General features: G+C 64.0%; 18 protein-coding genes and 1 pseudogene. 9 read left to right on the top strand and 10 right to left on the bottom strand.

The window, feature by feature from the left end:
- The first annotated feature begins 72 nt into the window (after positions 1 to 72).
- The 3 genes from FJW05_RS25680 to hflX all read left to right on the top strand — a co-directional run bounded on the left by FJW05_RS25680 (position 73) and on the right by hflX (position 2,714).
- Complete coding sequence (locus FJW05_RS25680) at positions 73 to 936, top strand: D-amino-acid transaminase (protein WP_140636709.1); 864 nt, start codon at positions 73 to 75, stop codon at positions 934 to 936.
- Between the two features lie 143 nt (positions 937 to 1,079).
- Positions 1,080 to 1,325 carry an RNA chaperone Hfq gene (hfq, locus tag FJW05_RS25675; RefSeq protein ID WP_006202172.1) on the top strand — a complete coding sequence of 82 codons (246 nt, stop codon included), beginning with the start codon at positions 1,080 to 1,082 and terminating at the stop codon, positions 1,323 to 1,325.
- Positions 1,326 to 2,714: a GTPase HflX gene (gene hflX, locus FJW05_RS25670; RefSeq protein WP_140636707.1), complete on the top strand. Its 1,389-nt coding sequence runs from the start codon at positions 1,326 to 1,328 to the stop codon at positions 2,712 to 2,714.
- A gap of 8 nt (positions 2,715 to 2,722) precedes the next feature.
- Here the strand turns inward: hflX and mazG are convergent, their stop codons facing one another.
- Complete coding sequence (gene mazG, locus FJW05_RS25665; RefSeq protein WP_140636705.1) at positions 2,723 to 3,547, bottom strand: nucleoside triphosphate pyrophosphohydrolase; 825 nt, start codon at positions 3,545 to 3,547, stop codon at positions 2,723 to 2,725.
- Positions 3,548 to 3,617: 70 nt separating this feature from the next.
- Positions 3,618 to 4,802 carry an amino acid aminotransferase gene (locus tag FJW05_RS25660; RefSeq protein ID WP_140636703.1) on the bottom strand — a complete coding sequence of 395 codons (1,185 nt, stop codon included), beginning with the start codon at positions 4,800 to 4,802 and terminating at the stop codon, positions 3,618 to 3,620.
- 145 nt (positions 4,803 to 4,947) lie between these two features.
- On the opposite strand from FJW05_RS25660, the gene FJW05_RS25655 reads away from it, so the two are divergent.
- The 5 genes from FJW05_RS25655 (at position 4,948) to FJW05_RS25635 (ending at position 8,461) form a co-directional block, all read left to right on the top strand.
- A complete protein-coding gene (locus FJW05_RS25655; RefSeq protein ID WP_246673632.1) occupies positions 4,948 to 5,469 on the top strand; it encodes a sigma-70 family RNA polymerase sigma factor in 522 nt (173 codons plus the stop codon).
- Positions 5,466 to 6,239 (top strand): anti-sigma factor, encoded by a 774-nt coding sequence (locus tag FJW05_RS25650; RefSeq protein WP_140636699.1) that lies wholly within the window; start codon positions 5,466 to 5,468, stop codon positions 6,237 to 6,239. The genes FJW05_RS25655 and FJW05_RS25650 overlap by 4 nt, the downstream gene beginning before the upstream one ends.
- A gap of 36 nt (positions 6,240 to 6,275) precedes the next feature.
- A complete protein-coding gene (locus tag FJW05_RS25645; RefSeq protein ID WP_095765448.1) occupies positions 6,276 to 6,992 on the top strand; it encodes a Bax inhibitor-1/YccA family protein in 717 nt (238 codons plus the stop codon).
- Positions 6,993 to 7,171: 179 nt separating this feature from the next.
- A complete protein-coding gene (locus FJW05_RS25640; RefSeq protein ID WP_140636697.1) occupies positions 7,172 to 8,047 on the top strand; it encodes an aldose 1-epimerase family protein in 876 nt (291 codons plus the stop codon).
- Positions 8,048 to 8,050: 3 nt separating this feature from the next.
- Positions 8,051 to 8,461 carry a hypothetical protein gene (locus FJW05_RS25635; RefSeq protein ID WP_140636695.1) on the top strand — a complete coding sequence of 137 codons (411 nt, stop codon included), beginning with the start codon at positions 8,051 to 8,053 and terminating at the stop codon, positions 8,459 to 8,461.
- Between the two features lie 16 nt (positions 8,462 to 8,477).
- Here FJW05_RS25635 and FJW05_RS25630 read toward each other — a convergent pair whose 3' ends face one another.
- Positions 8,478 to 9,392 carry an agmatinase gene (locus tag FJW05_RS25630; protein WP_140636693.1) on the bottom strand — a complete coding sequence of 305 codons (915 nt, stop codon included), beginning with the start codon at positions 9,390 to 9,392 and terminating at the stop codon, positions 8,478 to 8,480.
- Between the two features lie 263 nt (positions 9,393 to 9,655).
- Entirely contained in the window at positions 9,656 to 10,099 is a 444-nt protein-coding gene (locus tag FJW05_RS25625; protein ID WP_140636732.1) for a class I SAM-dependent methyltransferase, read from the bottom strand.
- Positions 10,100 to 10,149: 50 nt separating this feature from the next.
- On the opposite strand from FJW05_RS25625, the pseudogene FJW05_RS25620 reads away from it, so the two are divergent.
- Positions 10,150 to 10,500, top strand: a pseudogene (locus FJW05_RS25620) (SAM-dependent methyltransferase); the annotation flags it as partial.
- A gap of 146 nt (positions 10,501 to 10,646) precedes the next feature.
- Here FJW05_RS25620 and FJW05_RS25615 read toward each other — a convergent pair.
- The 6 genes from FJW05_RS25615 to tmk all read right to left on the bottom strand — a co-directional run bounded on the left by FJW05_RS25615 (position 10,647) and on the right by tmk (position 16,219).
- Positions 10,647 to 11,141, bottom strand: a complete 495-nt coding sequence (locus FJW05_RS25615) for a chloramphenicol phosphotransferase (protein ID WP_348639835.1) — start codon at positions 11,139 to 11,141, stop codon at positions 10,647 to 10,649.
- 54 nt (positions 11,142 to 11,195) lie between these two features.
- Positions 11,196 to 12,017 carry an MBL fold metallo-hydrolase gene (locus FJW05_RS25610; RefSeq protein WP_140636691.1) on the bottom strand — a complete coding sequence of 274 codons (822 nt, stop codon included), beginning with the start codon at positions 12,015 to 12,017 and terminating at the stop codon, positions 11,196 to 11,198.
- 3 nt (positions 12,018 to 12,020) lie between these two features.
- Entirely contained in the window at positions 12,021 to 12,815 is a 795-nt protein-coding gene (locus FJW05_RS25605) for a TatD family hydrolase (protein WP_140636689.1), read from the bottom strand.
- Entirely contained in the window at positions 12,815 to 14,365 is a 1,551-nt protein-coding gene (gene metG, locus FJW05_RS25600; protein ID WP_140636687.1) for a methionine--tRNA ligase, read from the bottom strand. The genes FJW05_RS25605 and metG overlap by 1 nt, the downstream gene beginning before the upstream one ends.
- Positions 14,366 to 14,492: 127 nt before the next feature.
- Entirely contained in the window at positions 14,493 to 15,548 is a 1,056-nt protein-coding gene (locus FJW05_RS25595) for a DNA polymerase III subunit delta' (RefSeq protein WP_140636685.1), read from the bottom strand.
- Positions 15,545 to 16,219 carry a dTMP kinase gene (gene tmk / locus FJW05_RS25590; protein WP_140636683.1) on the bottom strand — a complete coding sequence of 225 codons (675 nt, stop codon included), beginning with the start codon at positions 16,217 to 16,219 and terminating at the stop codon, positions 15,545 to 15,547. The genes FJW05_RS25595 and tmk overlap by 4 nt, the downstream gene beginning before the upstream one ends.
- Positions 16,220 to 16,245 lie beyond the last annotated feature (26 nt).

Raw genomic sequence — 16,245 nt, 5'->3', positions numbered from 1 at the left:
GGCCCACGCGATTGTTCATTACGGCAGGGGCGGAATCGCCTAAGAAAGCCGGACATTTCCCTGAGGATGCCCATGCCGCGCATTGCCTATGTCAACGGGCGCTATGTCGTCCATGCTCAAGCCACCGTCCACATCGAGGATCGCGGCTACCAATTCGCGGACGGCGTCTATGAAGTTTGCGAGGTGGCGCGCGGCCATATCGTCGACATGCCGCGCCATCTTGCCAGGCTCAAGCGCTCGCTGAAGGAACTTTCGATCGCCTGGCCGGTCTCGGAAAGCGTCCTGCCGATGCTGCTGCGCGAGGTGGTCAATCGCAACGGCGTGGTCGACGGCCTTGTCTATGTGCAGGTGACGCGCGGCGTCGCCAGCCGCGAGTTCGTATTTCCGCCCGCGGGCACAAGACCTTCCCTGGTCATAACCGCCAGAAAAGCCGATCCGGCCGCGGCGGCGAAGCGGGTGGAGACCGGCATCAAGGTCATCACAGTTCCCGAGAATCGCTGGGACCGCGTCGACATCAAGAGCACCGGCCTCTTGCCCAATGTGCTCGCCAAGCAGAAGGCCAAGGAAGCCGGCGCCCAGGAAGCGTGGTTCGTCGACACCGATGGCAACGTCAAGGAAGGCGGTTCGTCCAATGCCTGGATCGTCACCAGGGACGGCGTCCTCGTGACCCGGCCGGCCGAGCATGGCATCCTGCGCGGCATCACCCGCACGACGCTTTTCGATGTCGCCGCCAAGCTTGGCCTCAAGATCGAGGAACGCGGGTTTTCGGTCGCCGAAGCCAAGGCGGCAAGGGAAGCATTCATCAGTTCGGCGACCACAATCGCCATGCCGGTGGTCGAAATCGACGGGGCGCCGATCGCAAATGGCCATCCCGGTTCGATGACACTTTCGTTGCGGCAGGCCTTTTTTCACGTTGCGGAAAAAAGTCCAGCCTGATAACCGCACAACTGGAAGTAACCTCAACTATCTCATTCTGCTTGCCATTGTGTTGGCAAGAGGGGGTTTGCGCGCTTGACAGGTGCCTCGTAATTTGGCGCATTGGCCCGTAAACCGAAGGGGATCGGCGAAAGACAAGAAAAATGGCGGAACGATCGCAAAACCTTCAGGACCTGTTCCTGAATTCAGTTCGCAAGAGCAAAAATCCACTTACCATCTTCCTCATCAACGGTGTGAAGCTGACCGGCGTCGTCACTTCGTTCGACAATTTTTGTGTGTTGTTGCGGCGCGACGGGCACTCCCAGCTCGTCTACAAGCACGCTATTTCCACGATCATGCCGAGCCAGCCGGTTCAGATGTTCGATGGCGAGGAAAGCCAGGGCGCCTGATTGGCACGTGATAATGACGCGGACCGCAGCGTTCGCGGAAAACAAGGACATCAACTCGGGCCGGAATCCAAGGATCCGACCCGCGCCGTTGTCATTGTGCCGGTGCTTACCCGCCAGCCGCGCGGCGACGACGAGTCGAGCCGCCCGCGCCTGAGCCGTTCGGCAGATGCACGCCACGACGAAGCGGTCGGACTTGCCAGCGCCATCGATCTCAACCCGGTTCACACTGCGGTGGTGACGGTTGCCGATCCGCGGCCGGCCACACTGCTCGGCAGCGGCAAGGTTGCTGAATTTGCTGAAATCGTGAAGGAGCGCAAGGCGGAGCTGGTCATCGTCGACCATCCGCTGACGCCGGTGCAGCAGCGCAATCTCGAAAAGGAACTGAATGCCAAGGTGCTCGACCGCACCGGGCTCATCCTCGAGATATTCGGCGAACGGGCGCGCACCAAGGAAGGCACGCTGCAGGTCGAGCTTGCGCATCTCAACTACCAGAAGGGTCGTCTGGTGCGGAGCTGGACCCACCTCGAGCGGCAGCGCGGCGGCGCCGGCTTCCTCGGCGGTCCGGGCGAAACCCAGATCGAATCCGACAGGCGCATCCTGCAGGACAAGATCACCAAGCTGAAACACGAGCTGGAGACGGTTCGGCGCACGCGCGACCTGCACCGCGCCAAGCGCAAGAAGGTGCCGTTCCCGGTCGTGGCGATCGTCGGCTACACCAATGCCGGCAAGTCGACGCTGTTCAACCGGCTGACCGGGGCCGGGGTGCTGGCCGAGGATATGCTGTTCGCGACGCTCGATCCGACGCTGCGGCGCGTGCGGCTGCCGCACGGCACGCCGGTTATCCTGTCGGACACGGTGGGCTTCATTTCCGACCTGCCGACGCATCTGGTGGCCGCCTTCCGGGCGACGCTGGAAGAAGTCGTCGAGGCGGATCTGGTGCTGCATCTGCGCGACATCTCCGATCCCGATACGGCGGCCCAGGCCGAGGACGTGGAACGCATTCTTGGCGATCTCGGCGTCGATGCCGCCGATGCGAGCCGCGTGATCGAGGTCTGGAACAAGATCGACCTGCTTGACGAAGGCAATCGCGAGCGCCTGCTTGCCGAGAGCGCCAGCGGCAAGGCGCCGCCGATCTCTATATCGGCGGTCACCGGCGAAGGGATCGACGCGCTTAAAGCGCTCATCGAGACGCGCGTGTCGGGCGAGCTGGAAACGATGACTGTGACGTTGAGCCCTGGCCAGCTTGGCCAGGTCGACTGGCTCTACCGCAACGGCGATGTCGTTTCGCGCACCGACAATGAAGACGGCAGCGTCACGCTCTCGCTGACAGCCACACACAGCGCCAGGCAAGAGATAGAGAACCGCCTGCATCGCAGGAGCCATAGCTAACCGGCTGATTACTTGGTGCCTTTGGCCTGCTGCCAGAGCGCTTCCATCTCGTCGAGCGTTGCCTTCTCCAACGACTTGCCCGAGGCCTCCAGAGCCTGTTCGACATAGTGGAATCGCGAACGGAACTTTTCGTTGGTGCCGCTGAGCGCGGCTTCGGAATCGAGCTTGAGGTGGCGGCCGAGATTGACGATAGCAAACAGCATGTCGCCGAACTCGTCCTTGATGGGAGCCGCGTCACCGGTGGCGAGCGCCTCGCGCAATTCCCCGATCTCTTCCTCTATTTTGTCGAGGATAGGGGCTGCCTCGCTCCAGTCGAAGCCGACGCGCGCCGCCTTCTCCTGCAGCTTGAGGGCGCGAGTCAGGGCAGGGAGCGCGACCGGAACGCTGTCGAGATAGCCCTTGCCGTGATCCTCCGGGTCGAGACCACGCGCGATGCGGGCATCGCGCTTCTCGGTTTTTTCAACCGCCTTGATCTTCTCCCACATGCCTTTGGCCATGCCGGCGCTGCGCGCCTTCTCGTCGCCGAAGACGTGCGGATGGCGGCGGATCATCTTGGTGGTTATGGCCTCGACGACATCGCCGAAAGCGAACTCGCCGATCTCCTCAGCCATCTGCGCGTGATAGACGACCTGCAGCAGCAGGTCGCCCAGCTCCTCGCGCAGATCGTCGAGATCGCCGCGCGCGATCGCATCGGCCACTTCATAGGCCTCCTCGATCGTGTAGGGCGCGATGGTCGCGAAATTCTGCTCGATATCCCAAGGGCAGCCGGTCTTCGGCGCCCGCAGCGCCGCCATGATCTCGATCAGCCGGGAAATGTCCTTGGAGGGCTTCATGAATTGAGCCTATCCCGCGGCCAGCGTCCGACCAATCCTGGCTGAACACCGAAACGAGTTGTCCACAGCCTCAGTCGAGCACCGAGACGATCGCCTTGGCGAGATCGTCCATCCCGTCCTCCGGTAGGCCGGCCACGTTGATGCGGCTGTCGCCGACCATATAGACGGCGTGCTCGGCACGCAGGCGTTCGACCTGCGCCTCGGTCAACCCAAGCCTCGAAAACATGCCGCGATGGCTGGCGACGAAATCGAAGCGGTCGGAGTTGGACTGCCGGCGCAACGCCTCGGCAAAGGCGACGCGCAGCCGAAGCATACGCAGCCGCATCTCTTCGAGCTCCGTCTCCCAGTCCTTCCTCAACCCGGCATCTTCAAGCACCATGCGCACCGCCGCCGCGCCGTGATCCGGCGGCATCGAATAAAGCGCGCGCGCTGCCGCCAGCATCTGGCTCATCGCCACATCCGCCTGAGCGCCGTCCTTGGCCATGATCATCGCCGCGCCCACGCGGTCGCGGTAGACGGCGAAATTCTTCGAGCAGCTCGAGGCGACGACCATTTCCGGCACCTTGCCGGCAAGCAGCCGCAGACCGGCGGCGTCGGCATCGAGGCCCTCGCCAAAACCCTGATAGGCGATGTCGACGAAAGGCAGCAAGCCGCGATCCAGCAGGACATCGGCGACCTTGGCCCACTGCGCGACATCGAGGTTGGCGCCGGTCGGGTTGTGGCAGCAGCCATGCAGCAGCACGACATCGCCACTGTTGGCAATTTTCAGCGCCGCCAGCATCTCGTCGAAGCGGACTGCGCCCGATGCGGCATCGAAATAGGGATAGTCGCGAACCTGCAGACCAGCGGCGCGCATCACCGGCAGATGGTTCGGCCAGGTCGGATCGGACAGCCAAACCGTCGCGCCGGGGCGCGTGCGCTGCACGAGTTCGGCCACCAGCCTGAGCGCGCCCGATCCACCCGGCGCCTGTGCCGCGCGAATGCGCGCATTGTCGGCCTTCTCGCCAAAGGCGAGCTTGATCATGGCGGCGTTGAAGCCGGTGTCGCCGGCAAGGCCGAGATAGGTCTTGGTGTCCTGGCTCGCCAGCAGCCGCTTCTCGGCCTCGCGCACGGCGCGCATCACCGGCGTCCTGCCGTCGATGTCCTTGTAGACGCCGACGCCGAGGTCGACTTTGCCGGGCCGTGGGTCGTTGCGATAGAGGCCGATCAAGGCGAGGATCTTGTCGGCGGGCGCGGGCTGCAGGGTCTCGAACATCGAAAAGGACTCCAATGGCGGCGGAGTGATACGCAAATCGCTCCCGCCGCGCCAGCGGTTTCCGCTGTGCCGGCGACACGAAAAGAAATGCCGGGCAGGGGATTAAAACCCCTACATGCTCCGTAAACAGGGCATGAAACGGTCGATGGCACGCTTCGATATTGTCGGGCAGTTGGGCTCGCTGCGGCGCTATGCGCGCTCGCTGACGCGCGACAGCGCCGACGCCGAGGATCTCGTCCATGACGCGCTGGTGCGCGCCTATGAGCGGCGCGCGACCTTCCGGTCAAGCGGCAATCTGCGCGCCTGGCTGCTGGCGATCGTGCACAACGTCTTCATCGACCGCGTGCGCTCGCGCCGCTCCGAGGCGGCGCGCATCGAACAGGCCGGCCTTGTCGCCGACCAGAGCGTGCCGGCGTCGCAGGACCATTCGGTGCGCCTGTCGCAGGTCCGGGAAGCGTTTCTTTCGCTGCCGGAGGAACAGCGCTCCGCGCTGCACCTCGTTGCTATCGAGGGGCTTCCCTACCAGCAGGCCGCCGACGTCGTCGGCGTGCCGCTCGGAACACTGATGTCGCGCATCGGCCGCGCGCGCGCCACGCTGCGCGAGATGGAAGAGGGCGCGGCGCCGAAGGCCAGGCCTCATCTCAGGATCGTGGGAGACGATCAATGACCGCCATTGTCGACCCCGTGACCGATGCCGATCTCGACGCCTATGTCGACGATCAACTGGATGTCGCCCGCCGCATCGAGGTCGAGGCGCACCTCGCCGCGCGCCCGGAAGTGGCGGCGCGCGTGATGTCCGATCTGAGGACGCGCGACGAACTGCGCGTCGCGCTTGCCGGCCCTGTCGGCAGGGCGCGTCCGGCCACGACAGAAGCGGCGCGCCGGCTGGAAGGAGGCCTTGCCAGGGGACGCATGCTTGCCGTGCTGCAGCGGGCGGCGGCAGCGGCCGTGCTGGTCGCGGCGGGCTGGCTTGCCAACGGCGCCTTCGGGCCGATCGCCGTGACCAAGGTGGTCGCCTCGACGCAGCCGCCGGCCTATGTCGAGGATGCGGTCCGGGCGCACAGGACGACCTTGGTGCGCGAGACGATGCCTTCGCAGCAAGAGGCGCCGGGCTACGATGCCGACGAGATTCGCGCCGCCACCGCGATCGTCATGCCGTCGCTGCCTGACGACTGGAAGATTCGCGACGTCCAGGTCTATCCCTCGCAATTCGGGCCGAGCGTCGAGGTAGCGGTCGAGACCAAGGACCTCGGTCTTGTCTCGTTGTTCGCCATCAGGCCGGGCAGCTTCGATGTGGTGAAGCCGACGATCGCGCCCTCCGACGACATTTCAACCGCGTATTTCCAGATCGGCGAGGTTGCCTATGCGGTGGTCGGACGCGGCGACGCCGGCAGCCTCGACCGTGCCGCCGAGAAACTCGCCAGAACTCTCTACTGAACACAGACCCTCTACCAAGAACCAAGGAGAAACCGAATGAACAGCCCCAATCTGGGATACCGAATGGGCACCGGCGTCCAGGCCGGAGCCGTCTATGACGAGGGCCTGCGCAAGCACATGCTGCGCGTCTACAACTATATGGGCCTCGGTCTCGTCGTCACCGGCCTCGTCGCATTCTTCGTGGCCTCGACGCCGGCGCTCTATGTGCCGATCTTTTCCAGCCCGCTGAAATGGGTGGTGATGCTGGCGCCGCTCGCCTTCGTCATGCTGTTCTCGTTCAGGATGCAGACCATGTCGGCCGCGAGCGCGCAGGCGATGTTCTGGGCCTTCTGCGCGGTCATGGGCCTGTCGCTCGCCTCGGTGTTCCTGGTCTTCACCTCGACCAGCATCGCGCGCACCTTCTTCATCGCCGCCACGATGTTCGGCGCCACCAGCCTCTACGGCTACACGACCAGGCGCGACCTGACGCAGTTCTCGTCCTTCCTGATCATGGGCCTGATCGGCGTGGTCATCGCCAGCCTCGTCAACCTGTTCCTCGGCTCGACCGCGCTGCAGTTCGCCATCTCGGTGATCGGCATCGCCGTCTTCATCGGTCTCACCGCCTGGGACACGCAGACGATCAAGGAGCAGTATGCCGAGAACTTCGATGCGGAATCGCAGCAGAAGCTTGCCGTCTTCGGCGCCTTCTCGCTCTATCTGAACTTCATCAACATCTTCCAGCTGCTGCTGAATTTCACCGGCGAGCGCGAATAAGCCGGACCGCAGCAGGCAACACGACCGACCTCGCCATGGCCGGAGGGAAACCTCCGGCCACTTTTTTGTCGACTGCGCACCAAGCGTCCGCGACCAAGGGGCGATCTGCCTGCCGCGCTTGAGTTCACGCGCGGCCTTTTGCTAGCCTGCCGGCCAAACCAGCCAGCCGCGAGGACACAATGGACCAGCTGACGCTTCACGCTGACGGTATTTCGGCGACCATCGTCGGGCAGGGGGCCGAACTGGTGTCGCTGCGCGATGGCGACGGCACCGAGCTTCTGTGGCAGGCAGGCCCCGCCTGGCGTCGTCATTCGCCCGTCCTGTTCCCAATCGTCGGCCGGCTCAAAGGCGATCAGCTGCGGCATCGCGGGCAAACCTACCCGATGACGCAGCACGGCTTTGCCCGCGACCGGCGCTTTGCCTGGGCGGAGCAGGGGCCCACCTCCTGCACATTGGTCCTGACGGATGACCCCGAGACCCGGACGCACTATCCCTTCGCCTTTCGTCTCGCTGTCGCCTACGAGCTGAAGCCGCGGCAACTCAGCGTGACCTTCGAGATCGCCAACACCGGCGACCAGCCGCTGCCGGCCTCGATCGGCGCGCATCCGGCGTTCAACTGGCCGCTGTTGCCGGAACTGCCGAAGGAAGCCTATCGGCTGACCTTCGCCGACAACGAACCGGCGCCGGTGCGCCGCCTGAAGGACGGCCTGCTGCTGCCGGACCCGCAACCGACGCCCACCGAGGGCAGGACGCTGCCGCTTTCCGAAAGACTGTTCGACGACGATGCCGTCATCCTCGACAAGCCGGTGAGCCAGAGCGTGCGCTACGCCGCCGGGCACGGGCCGGCGATCGAGATGTCATGGCAGGGAATGAACGCGCTGGGCATCTGGTCCAAGCCTGGCGGCGCGCCCTTCCTGTGCATCGAGCCCTGGCACGGCATCGCCAGTCCCATCGATTTCGACGGCGAGCTCGCCGACAAACCGGGCGTCATGCTGATCGAACCCGGCGCCAGGCACACGCTAAGCTACCGGATCGACCTCAGCCGGGATTCGTAAGGCATGGCATATGCCATCAAGGTCGAGATAACCGATCCTCAGGCGGAAACCTTCGTGTTCGCCGCCCAGAAAACCATGTATGGCGGCAAGGCCATCGCCCAAGGCGACGTCATCTTCCTCTTCGCCAGCGAGAACGAAGGCGGGCAGGGGCTTGTCGCGCGCGGCGTCGTGACTTCATCGGAGCCCACCGCCAGACGCCTCGATCTCGAACGGCAGACGCCGCGCGTCAGCGTTGCCGTCCGTCGCACCGCCTTGGCGACGAGGCGTTTGGGCCGCGATGAGCTCAAGCGCTTCAAGGATTGGAAGGACGGCCGGCCCGAGACCGAGCTCAACTTCAAATTCTACCGCCAGGCGACCAACAAGATCGTCGGCATTTCGGACGGGGCGTCGGCGTTTCTGAACAGCTTTTTCTAGGCCACCCGATCGCATCTCAGCCGATCTGCCGGACAATGGCGCCGATCGCGTTGACAAGAAGCCGCGACGCGGTGATGGCCGACAGACCGTCGATGTCGGCGGGAGGATAAAGCTCGACAAGGTCGAATCCAGCAATCCTCGCCCGCTTGCCGAGGCCTGCGATCAGATCGATCGCTTGCGTGTAGGTGAGGCCGCCGGGCGTGCGCGCGGCCACTCCCGGCATGATCGCTGGATCGAGGCTGTCGCAGTCGAAAGTGACGACGACACGCGCGCCTTCCGGAATGTGGCGCAAAGCGGCTTCGACGCCCTGGGCGTGAACCTCGCGGGCCGTGACGAAGCGGCTGCCGTAGCGCCGCGCCGCTTCGATTTCGACGATGCGTGCGCTGCCGACGCTGCGCAGGCCGACCTGCACCATGCCGGCGACATGCGCCATCTCGCTCGCCCGCCGCATCGGGCTCGAATAGCCGTAGCCTTCGCCATGCACCTCGTCGCGCCAGTCGATATGGGCATCGATCTGCAGGATCCAGATTGGTCCGTGGCCGGCAAAGCCGGCCAGGAACGGAATGACGACGGAATCGTCGCCGCCAAGCAGGATCGGTACGGCCGGCAGTGCCAGCACCTCGCGTGTCTTCGCCTCGATCCGGGCTCGGTTGCCGGCGTTGTCATGCATGGTGGTCAACACATCGCCGGCATCGACGCAGCAGACCGGTTTGTTGTCGAACAGCGGCCCGCCCAGATCGAAATCCCAACGATCAAGGAGTGGTGCATCGTCCTGGCTCGCGGCGCGGATGGCATCGGCGGCCAAGGCCTGGCCGCTGCTGTCCTGGCCCGGATAGGTGGTCCCATGACCGGCTCCAAAGATCACGGCGCGGGGCACACGGCCATCAGCGAGGCGATCGGGAAAGCCGAGAAAGGAAGGCGAGGCGGTCATTTTCCGGCTGCTTTCATTATTGCGCGCGGCGCGATGGCAGTTTCGGGCAGCGTAGTTGCTTCGGCCTGAAGTTTTGCGACTATTCGCGTCTCGCGCAACATAATGGGCTACAGCGATGAAAAGCGTTCTGATGCTGGCGGTTTGTGCTTTGCTCCTTGCTGCCACGTCATGTCGCCTGCGGTGGCCGGCGAAAAACTACGCGTTCGGACAAGGCGGCGCTTGCCGAATGCCTGAAACATCCTGGCGACGTTTCTCAGTGGTTTTTAGGACGGCAAGCCACGAACCAAATCGATCTCTTTCAACGGATCGCCGCCGTCGATGAAAAGCCTGCCATGCGGCTTCAGCGCCGCCTTGATCCGCGTCAGGGCCGCACGGTTGGCCTCGGGGTGGCGCCCGTCGAGCGCGCCGACCCGCATGGCGAAGGCGATGTCAAAAAGAGCCTCGTCAGCATTCAATGCGAAGTCTTCGATTGCCGCATGCCTGAAATCGAGGCGGCCCCAAGCTATCTCATCGGCCGATCCCGCCCGCGCCAATCGGATTGCCTTCTCCGAACGGTCGATGGCCAGAATGAAGCCATCGCCGATGCGGCAAGCGACATTGCGAGCGGCAACGCCGGGACCGCATCCGATCTCCAGGGCGCGAAGTCCCGGCTTCAATGGAAGCGCTTCGACGAAGGCGGATATCCGATCAGAGATTCCGGCAGCCATGAAGTGAATTATCCAAACTGGCCTGCGCCAGGCAAGCGAGACGGCGCCGAGCGGTGACGACAAACGGAGCTGGCAACATGCGCGAGTTGTATACGCTGACCACCGCGTTCGGCAGCGCACCCGTGGACCCGGCCGGCGCTGCCTTCGGATACGACGCAGCCGAACAGGTTATGCAGGCCCAGTTCAGCAATGTGACCATGACGCAGCATCCTGCCCGGCTGCGAGTGACCGAGCCGGAGGACGTATTTCTCGCCCTGACGTCCTATCCGCCCGGTGACACGGCCGACGAGGCACAGCTTGCCGCGTTTCGGGATGCAATTACCGAAGCGTTCCAAGCCGGAAATGACGTCCTTGAGGTTGGCAAGGAAAGCGGACTGTTCATCAGTCGGAAGACGGCTTGAATCACCCCTCTGCTGCCACATCAGAAAGTCGCATAAGATAGATTATGGAACTATCGTATCCGACACGGAAAGGGCAACGAGGCCTTTGACATGTTCGTGGATCTTCTTGGTGGCCTCCTCTACGCTGATCGCCGTCACATCGACCGTTAGACTGTTCGGGTGCTTGGGATCAAGGACACTCGCCATGCGGCTGCGCCGGCGCGCGGCTTCGGGTCGATCGATTTGAGACGGTCACGTCGAGTTGGTGATGTCACGCGACGAACCAACTCATCCTCGTCGCAGAGCAGGCGCACAGGCACGAAGAGCGCGCGTCGCCGGTCTGAGGCATCTTTCAACTGCTCATAGGACGCCAAGCTTCTCGCGTCCTCTTGGATGCCGGAGTTCGTGAAGATGAAGTTGGCAGCGGGCGCGCAAAGGGTTGCGATCGTGTCCAGGATCGCCTGGCGAACCTTTGCCGTCTGCTCCCAGACGGCATCAGGCAATTTGCCGAGCCCGTCATCGGCCAACAGTGCCAATATTGGATTGTTGATCCAGTGATTATCGATCACACGGGCTGGAAGCGCCGCGCCAAGTTCTCGGGCTATCGTCAGCTTACCGACACCAGGGAAGCCGAGGAGCAAAACAAAAACATTCTGAACCACAAACTAGCCCTCCGTTCAGCCCGAACGAGTGAACACCGAAGTGAACAGCTGTAGCTACCGCTCTGACTCGTAAGGAATTTCGATCACCATACCGTCATAGGCCGGCACCACGTGCTCCGGCGTCTCGGCCATCACGACGGCGTAGTCGAGCGGCACATGCATATGGGTCAGCACGGCGTTCCTCGGCGTCAGCTTTTCGATCCACTCCAGCGCTTGGCCAAGCGACAGATGACTGGGATGGGTGTTGTACTGCAGCGCATCGATGACCAGCGTGTCGAGGCCGCGCAAACGCTCAACGGTGGCGTCCGGGAAGCCGCTGATATCAGGGCAATAGCCAAGCCCGCCGATGCGGAAGCCGAGCGAGATGATGTCGCCATGGAACTGCGGCAGCGGCTCGAGGGTGAGGGTGCCCCCCTCGCCTTCGATCACGACCGGCCTGGCGTGGTCGATAAGATGCGACTCGACGATCGGCGGATAGGAACTGCCTGGCGGCGTCTCGAAGCAATAGCCGAACGCCTGGCGCAGCCGCAGCATGGTCGGTTCGTCGGCATGGATGTCGATGCGATGGCGTTGCTCGAGCACATAGCCGCGCAGATCGTCGATGCCGTGGATGTGGTCGGCATGCGGATGCGTGTAGACGACCGCATCGATGCGCTTGACGGAGGCCAGCAGCATCTGCTCGCGGAAATCCGGCCCGGTGTCGATGACGACCGTGGTACGCGCGCCGTTGGCGGCAATCCGCTCGACCAGCGCGGCCGTGCGCATGCGCCGGTTCTTCGGGTTCTTGGGGTCGCAATTGCCCCAATCGCCGGTGATGCGCGGCGTGCCGGGCGATGAGCCGCAGCCAAGAACGGTAAAGCGCAGCCGGTCGCTCATGCCTCAGCCCGAAGCCGTTTCGGGACGCGGCATCTTGGTGAACAGCCTGAAGAAGTTCCCGGTGGTGATATCCGCGATCTCGGCCTCGCTGACGCCGATGGTCTCGGCGAGCACCCTGGCCGTGTTCGCCACATAGGCCGGTTCGTTGCGTTTGCCGCGATGCGGGACCGGCGCAAGGTAGGGCGCGTCGGTTTCGACCAGCAGCCGGTCGCGCGGGACATCGGCGGCGATGGCGCGCAGCTCGGCAGAGTTCTTGAAGGTCAGGATGCCGGAGAAGGAGACATAGCCGCCCAGCGCCACGCCGACTTCAGCCAGCCTGCGTCCGGACGAAAAACAGTGCAGGATGAAGGGGAAGGCGCCCTTCCCTGTTTCGTCCTCGAGGATCGCCGCCATGTCGTCGTCGGCATCGCGCGAATGGATGACCAGCGGCAGGCCGGTCCGGCGCGCGGCCGCGATATGGGTGCGAAAACCTTGTGCCTGCGCATCGCGCGGCGCCTTGTCATAGTAATAGTCGAGCCCGGCTTCGCCGATCGCCACCACCTTGGAATGGCCGGAAAGCCGCACCAGCTCGTCAGTGGTGACGTCGAGCTCTTCCGCCGCATTGTGCGGATGGGTGCCGACAGAGCAATAGACCTCATTGAAAGATTCAGCGATTTCAAGGACCTGCTGAAATCGTCTCACGCGCGTTGAGATCGTCACCATGCGCCCGATCCCGGCGGCGAGAGCGCGGGCGACGATGGCCGTCCGCTCCTCGGCGAAGTCCGGAAAGTCGAGATGGCAATGGCTGTCGACCAGCATCAGCTATTGCCATCCTGCTCGACATAGCGCGGAAACACGCCCTCCGGCGCAGGCAAGGCAGTGCCTGGCTCCAGCGCGTGGTCGGCATGGACGTGCTCGAAAGCGCGGCTCTCAGGGGGCACGGCCAACAGGTCGAGCAGCTTGGCGGACGATCCGGGAATGAAGGGCTGGCAAAGCAGCGTCACCCGGCGCACCAGCTCGGCCGTCGTCCACAGCACGGTTTCCATGCGCTCCGGATTGGTCTTCTTCAGCGCCCAGGGCTCCTGCGAAGCGAAATAGCGGTCGGCCTCGGCCACCACGCCGAAGATCGCCGCCAGCGCCAGATGGATGCCCTGCTCCCTCATCGCCCGACGAGAAACGGCCAGCGCTTCGATCGCCTGGTCGAGGATCGCAGTGTCGGCCTCGGTAAGGTCGCCGCGCGCCGGCACCTTGCCGCCGCAGTTCTTGGCAATCATAGACAGCGAGCGCTGCGCAAGATTGCCGAGACCGTTGGCAAGGTCGGCATTGGTGCGGTTGACGATCGCCTCATGGCTGTAATTGCCGTCCTGGCCGAACGGCACCTCGCGCAGGAAGAAATAGCGCACCTGATCAACGCCGTAGTGCTCGACCATCGTGAACGGGTCGATGACGTTGCCGACCGACTTCGACATCTTCTCGCCGCGGTTGAAAAGGAAGCCATGGCCGAAGACGCGCTTCGGCAACGGGATTCCCGCCGACATCAGGAAGGCCGGCCAATAGACGGCGTGGAAGCGCACGATGTCCTTGCCGATGATGTGCGCGTCCGCTGGCCAAAACCGCCATTTCTCATCGTTTTCATTGGGATAGCCGACGCCGGTGATGTAATTGGTCAAGGCGTCGACCCACACATACATCACGTGCTTTTCGTCGCCCGGCACCGGCACGCCCCAGTCGAAAGTGGTGCGTGAGACCGACAGATCCTTCAGCCCCGATTTGACGAAGCTCATCACCTCGTTGCGGCGCTCGGCCGGACCGATGAAATCGGGCTGGCTCTCGTAAAGCGCGATCAGTCTGTCCTGGTAGGCCGACAGCCGGAAAAAATAGCTCTCTTCCTCGACCCATTCCACCGGCGTGCCCTGCGGCCCGTAGCGGACATTGTCGGCGCGGACCTCGGTCTCCTCCTCGCCGTAATAGGCCTCGTCGCGCACCGAATACCAGCCGGCATAGCCGCCCTTGTAGATATCGCCGTTGGCGGCCATCGCTTTCCAGATCGCCTGGGAGGATGCGTAATGCCGCTCCTCGGTGGTGCGGATGAAATCGTCGTTGGAAGCGTTGAGCGCGGTGGCCATGCGCCTGAACTCGGCCGAGTTGTGGTCGGCAAGCTCGCGCGCCGGGATGCCTTCCTTGCGCGCCGTCTGCAGCATCTTGATGCCGTGCTCGTCGGTGCCGGTCAGGAAGAATACATCCTTGCCGTCCAGCCGCTGGAAGCGGGCAAGCGCGTCGGTGGCGATCAGCTCATAGGCATGGCCGATATGCGGCTTGCCGTTCGGGTAGGAGATCGCGGTCGTGATGTAGAATGTATCGCGTGACATGAATGAACCGTCATGAATATCTGAATGTGAGTTGTGGCGGTGGATATCGCATCGGAACGTCGATTGCCATCCCGAGGCTAATGCATGCCGCCCAAAACTGGGCCAACGGCATGCATCGAACGAGCCGTCACATTCGCATCGCAGAATTCAGGCGGTCGATCATGGTCAGGGCGTGCTGCTTCTTGTCGAGATTGTAGGTCTCAGCCTCAGATATCGTGTTCAGCGCCTCGTGCCAAGCCTCGGACAGGGTTTTGGCCCGGGCGAGATCGCCGGCCAGCGCGGCGTCACTGGCGGCCGTCGAAAGAAGATCAAGCGCGCGGCGGTTGAAGATGTCGAACTGGATCGCCTGATCGCGTCCCGCCACGGCTTCGGCAAGGCGATGGGCGCCGGCAATGTCGGGCTTCCTAGCCGCCACCAGCGTGTCGAGCGCGCCGGCGATCTCCAGCCCGCCATATTGGGTGAGCAGGATCGCGTTGCGGGCGCTGCCCCCTGCCCGCTCGGCCAGCGCTGCGCGCGCGCCCGGATCCTCCGGCGGCGGCGGTTCGACATTTTCCAGCACCGCCATCAGCTCGTCGGCGGCCAAAGGCGCCAGCCGCACCATCTGGCAGCGCGAGCGGATCGTCGGCAACAGGCTGCCGGGCGCATGCACCACCAGAATGAACAGGGTGCGCGCCGGCGGCTCTTCGAGATTCTTGAGCAAGGCATTGGCGGCGTTGGTGTTCATGTCGTCGGCCGGATCGACGATGACGACCCGGTAGCTGCCGTCATGCGAGGTCATCGACAGGAAGCGGCTGACCTTGCGGATCTCGTCGACGGTCAGCACCGTCTTGAAGCTCTTGGTCTTCTCGTTGGCCGGACGGGTGAGATGCAGCACCGAAGGATGCGCGCCGGTGGCGATCTGGCGAAACAGCGAGGAGGCCTGATCGGGAACGGCAAGCGTGTCGGGCGCCGTCTTGAAATCCGGATATCTCAGAAGATGGTGCGCCATGTGGAACGCCAGCGTCGCCTTGCCGATACCCTGCGGCCCGGCGAAAATCAGCGCATGCGGCAGCTTGCCGGCGCGGTAGGCGCTGGCAAGCATCCCTGCCGCCGATGCGTGGCCGATCAGCCGCGGCGTTTCGGCAGGCTCGGGTACGCCGTCCAGCGTGTCGTGCTGTTCGGGGGCGATACGTTCGAAGATCATGCCGGCGCCGTCTCAATCCTTTGCGCCGGCATCCGCTCTTCCAGCGCCGCGAAGACGGCGGCGGTGACGACGTTCTCCACCGTGTCGGGATCGGCGGAAGCGTCGATGACGATGCAGCGCTCCGGCTCCGCCGCGGCGATGGCCAGGAAAGCCTCGCGCCGCCGCCGGTGGATGGCCAGGGTCTCCTTCTCGAAGCGGTCGGCGGCGTCACCGGCGCCGCGCCGCGCGGCGGCCCGCTTCAGGCCTTCAGCGGGGTCGATGTCGAAGATCAGCGTCATGTCGGGCATCATGCCGTTGATGGCCACCGCCTCCAGCGCCTTCATGAAATCGGCATCGAGCCCGCCGGTGACGCCTTGGTACACGCGAGAGGAATCGATGAAACGGTCGCACAGCACGATCGAGCCGCGCTCGACCGCAGGCCGGATGACCTGCTCGACATGGTCGGAGCGCGCGGCGGCGAACAGGATCGCCTCCATCTTCGGGCCGAACGGTTCGGCCGCCCCGGACAGAAGCACATGCCTTACCGCCTCGGCGCCGGGCGATCCACCCGGTTCGCGGCTGACCAGGACCTCGTATTTCTTGGCGCGCATGCGCCGCGCCAGCCGCTCGATCTGCGTCGACTTGCCTGCTCCTTCGCCGCCCTCGAAGGTGATGAAAAATCCGCTCGCCAATCGAGATTGCCTTTGCCCGTGCTGGC

The organism is Mesorhizobium sp. B2-9-1 (assembly GCF_006439455.1).
Classification (GTDB): Bacteria; Pseudomonadota; Alphaproteobacteria; order Rhizobiales; family Rhizobiaceae; genus Mesorhizobium.
The sequence above is the reverse complement of the archived record's forward strand: the minus strand, read 5'-3'. Positions and strand labels throughout refer to the sequence as shown.

What these genes read in the sequence shown, in the direction of transcription:
- FJW05_RS25595 (WP_140636685.1), bottom strand. Translation starts at nt 15,548, where the DNA reads ATGATCTTCGAACGTATCGCCCCCGAACAGCACGACACGCTGGACGGC.
- hfq (WP_006202172.1), top strand. Translation starts at nt 1,080, where the DNA reads ATGGCGGAACGATCGCAAAACCTTCAGGACCTGTTCCTGAATTCAGTT.
- FJW05_RS25645 (WP_095765448.1), top strand. Translation starts at nt 6,276, where the DNA reads ATGAACAGCCCCAATCTGGGATACCGAATGGGCACCGGCGTCCAGGCC.
- FJW05_RS25660 (WP_140636703.1), bottom strand. Translation starts at nt 4,802, where the DNA reads ATGTTCGAGACCCTGCAGCCCGCGCCCGCCGACAAGATCCTCGCCTTG.
- FJW05_RS25650 (WP_140636699.1), top strand. Translation starts at nt 5,466, where the DNA reads ATGACCGCCATTGTCGACCCCGTGACCGATGCCGATCTCGACGCCTAT.
- FJW05_RS25610 (WP_140636691.1), bottom strand. Translation starts at nt 12,017, where the DNA reads ATGAGCGACCGGCTGCGCTTTACCGTTCTTGGCTGCGGCTCATCGCCC.
- FJW05_RS25640 (WP_140636697.1), top strand. Translation starts at nt 7,172, where the DNA reads ATGGACCAGCTGACGCTTCACGCTGACGGTATTTCGGCGACCATCGTC.
- FJW05_RS25605 (WP_140636689.1), bottom strand. Translation starts at nt 12,815, where the DNA reads ATGCTGGTCGACAGCCATTGCCATCTCGACTTTCCGGACTTCGCCGAG.
- FJW05_RS25680 (WP_140636709.1), top strand. Translation starts at nt 73, where the DNA reads ATGCCGCGCATTGCCTATGTCAACGGGCGCTATGTCGTCCATGCTCAA.
- FJW05_RS25625 (WP_140636732.1), bottom strand. Translation starts at nt 10,099, where the DNA reads ATGGCTGCCGGAATCTCTGATCGGATATCCGCCTTCGTCGAAGCGCTT.
- FJW05_RS25635 (WP_140636695.1), top strand. Translation starts at nt 8,051, where the DNA reads ATGGCATATGCCATCAAGGTCGAGATAACCGATCCTCAGGCGGAAACC.
- FJW05_RS25630 (WP_140636693.1), bottom strand. Translation starts at nt 9,392, where the DNA reads ATGACCGCCTCGCCTTCCTTTCTCGGCTTTCCCGATCGCCTCGCTGAT.
- FJW05_RS25655 (WP_246673632.1), top strand. Translation starts at nt 4,948, where the DNA reads ATGGCACGCTTCGATATTGTCGGGCAGTTGGGCTCGCTGCGGCGCTAT.
- metG (WP_140636687.1), bottom strand. Translation starts at nt 14,365, where the DNA reads ATGTCACGCGATACATTCTACATCACGACCGCGATCTCCTACCCGAAC.
- mazG (WP_140636705.1), bottom strand. Translation starts at nt 3,547, where the DNA reads ATGAAGCCCTCCAAGGACATTTCCCGGCTGATCGAGATCATGGCGGCG.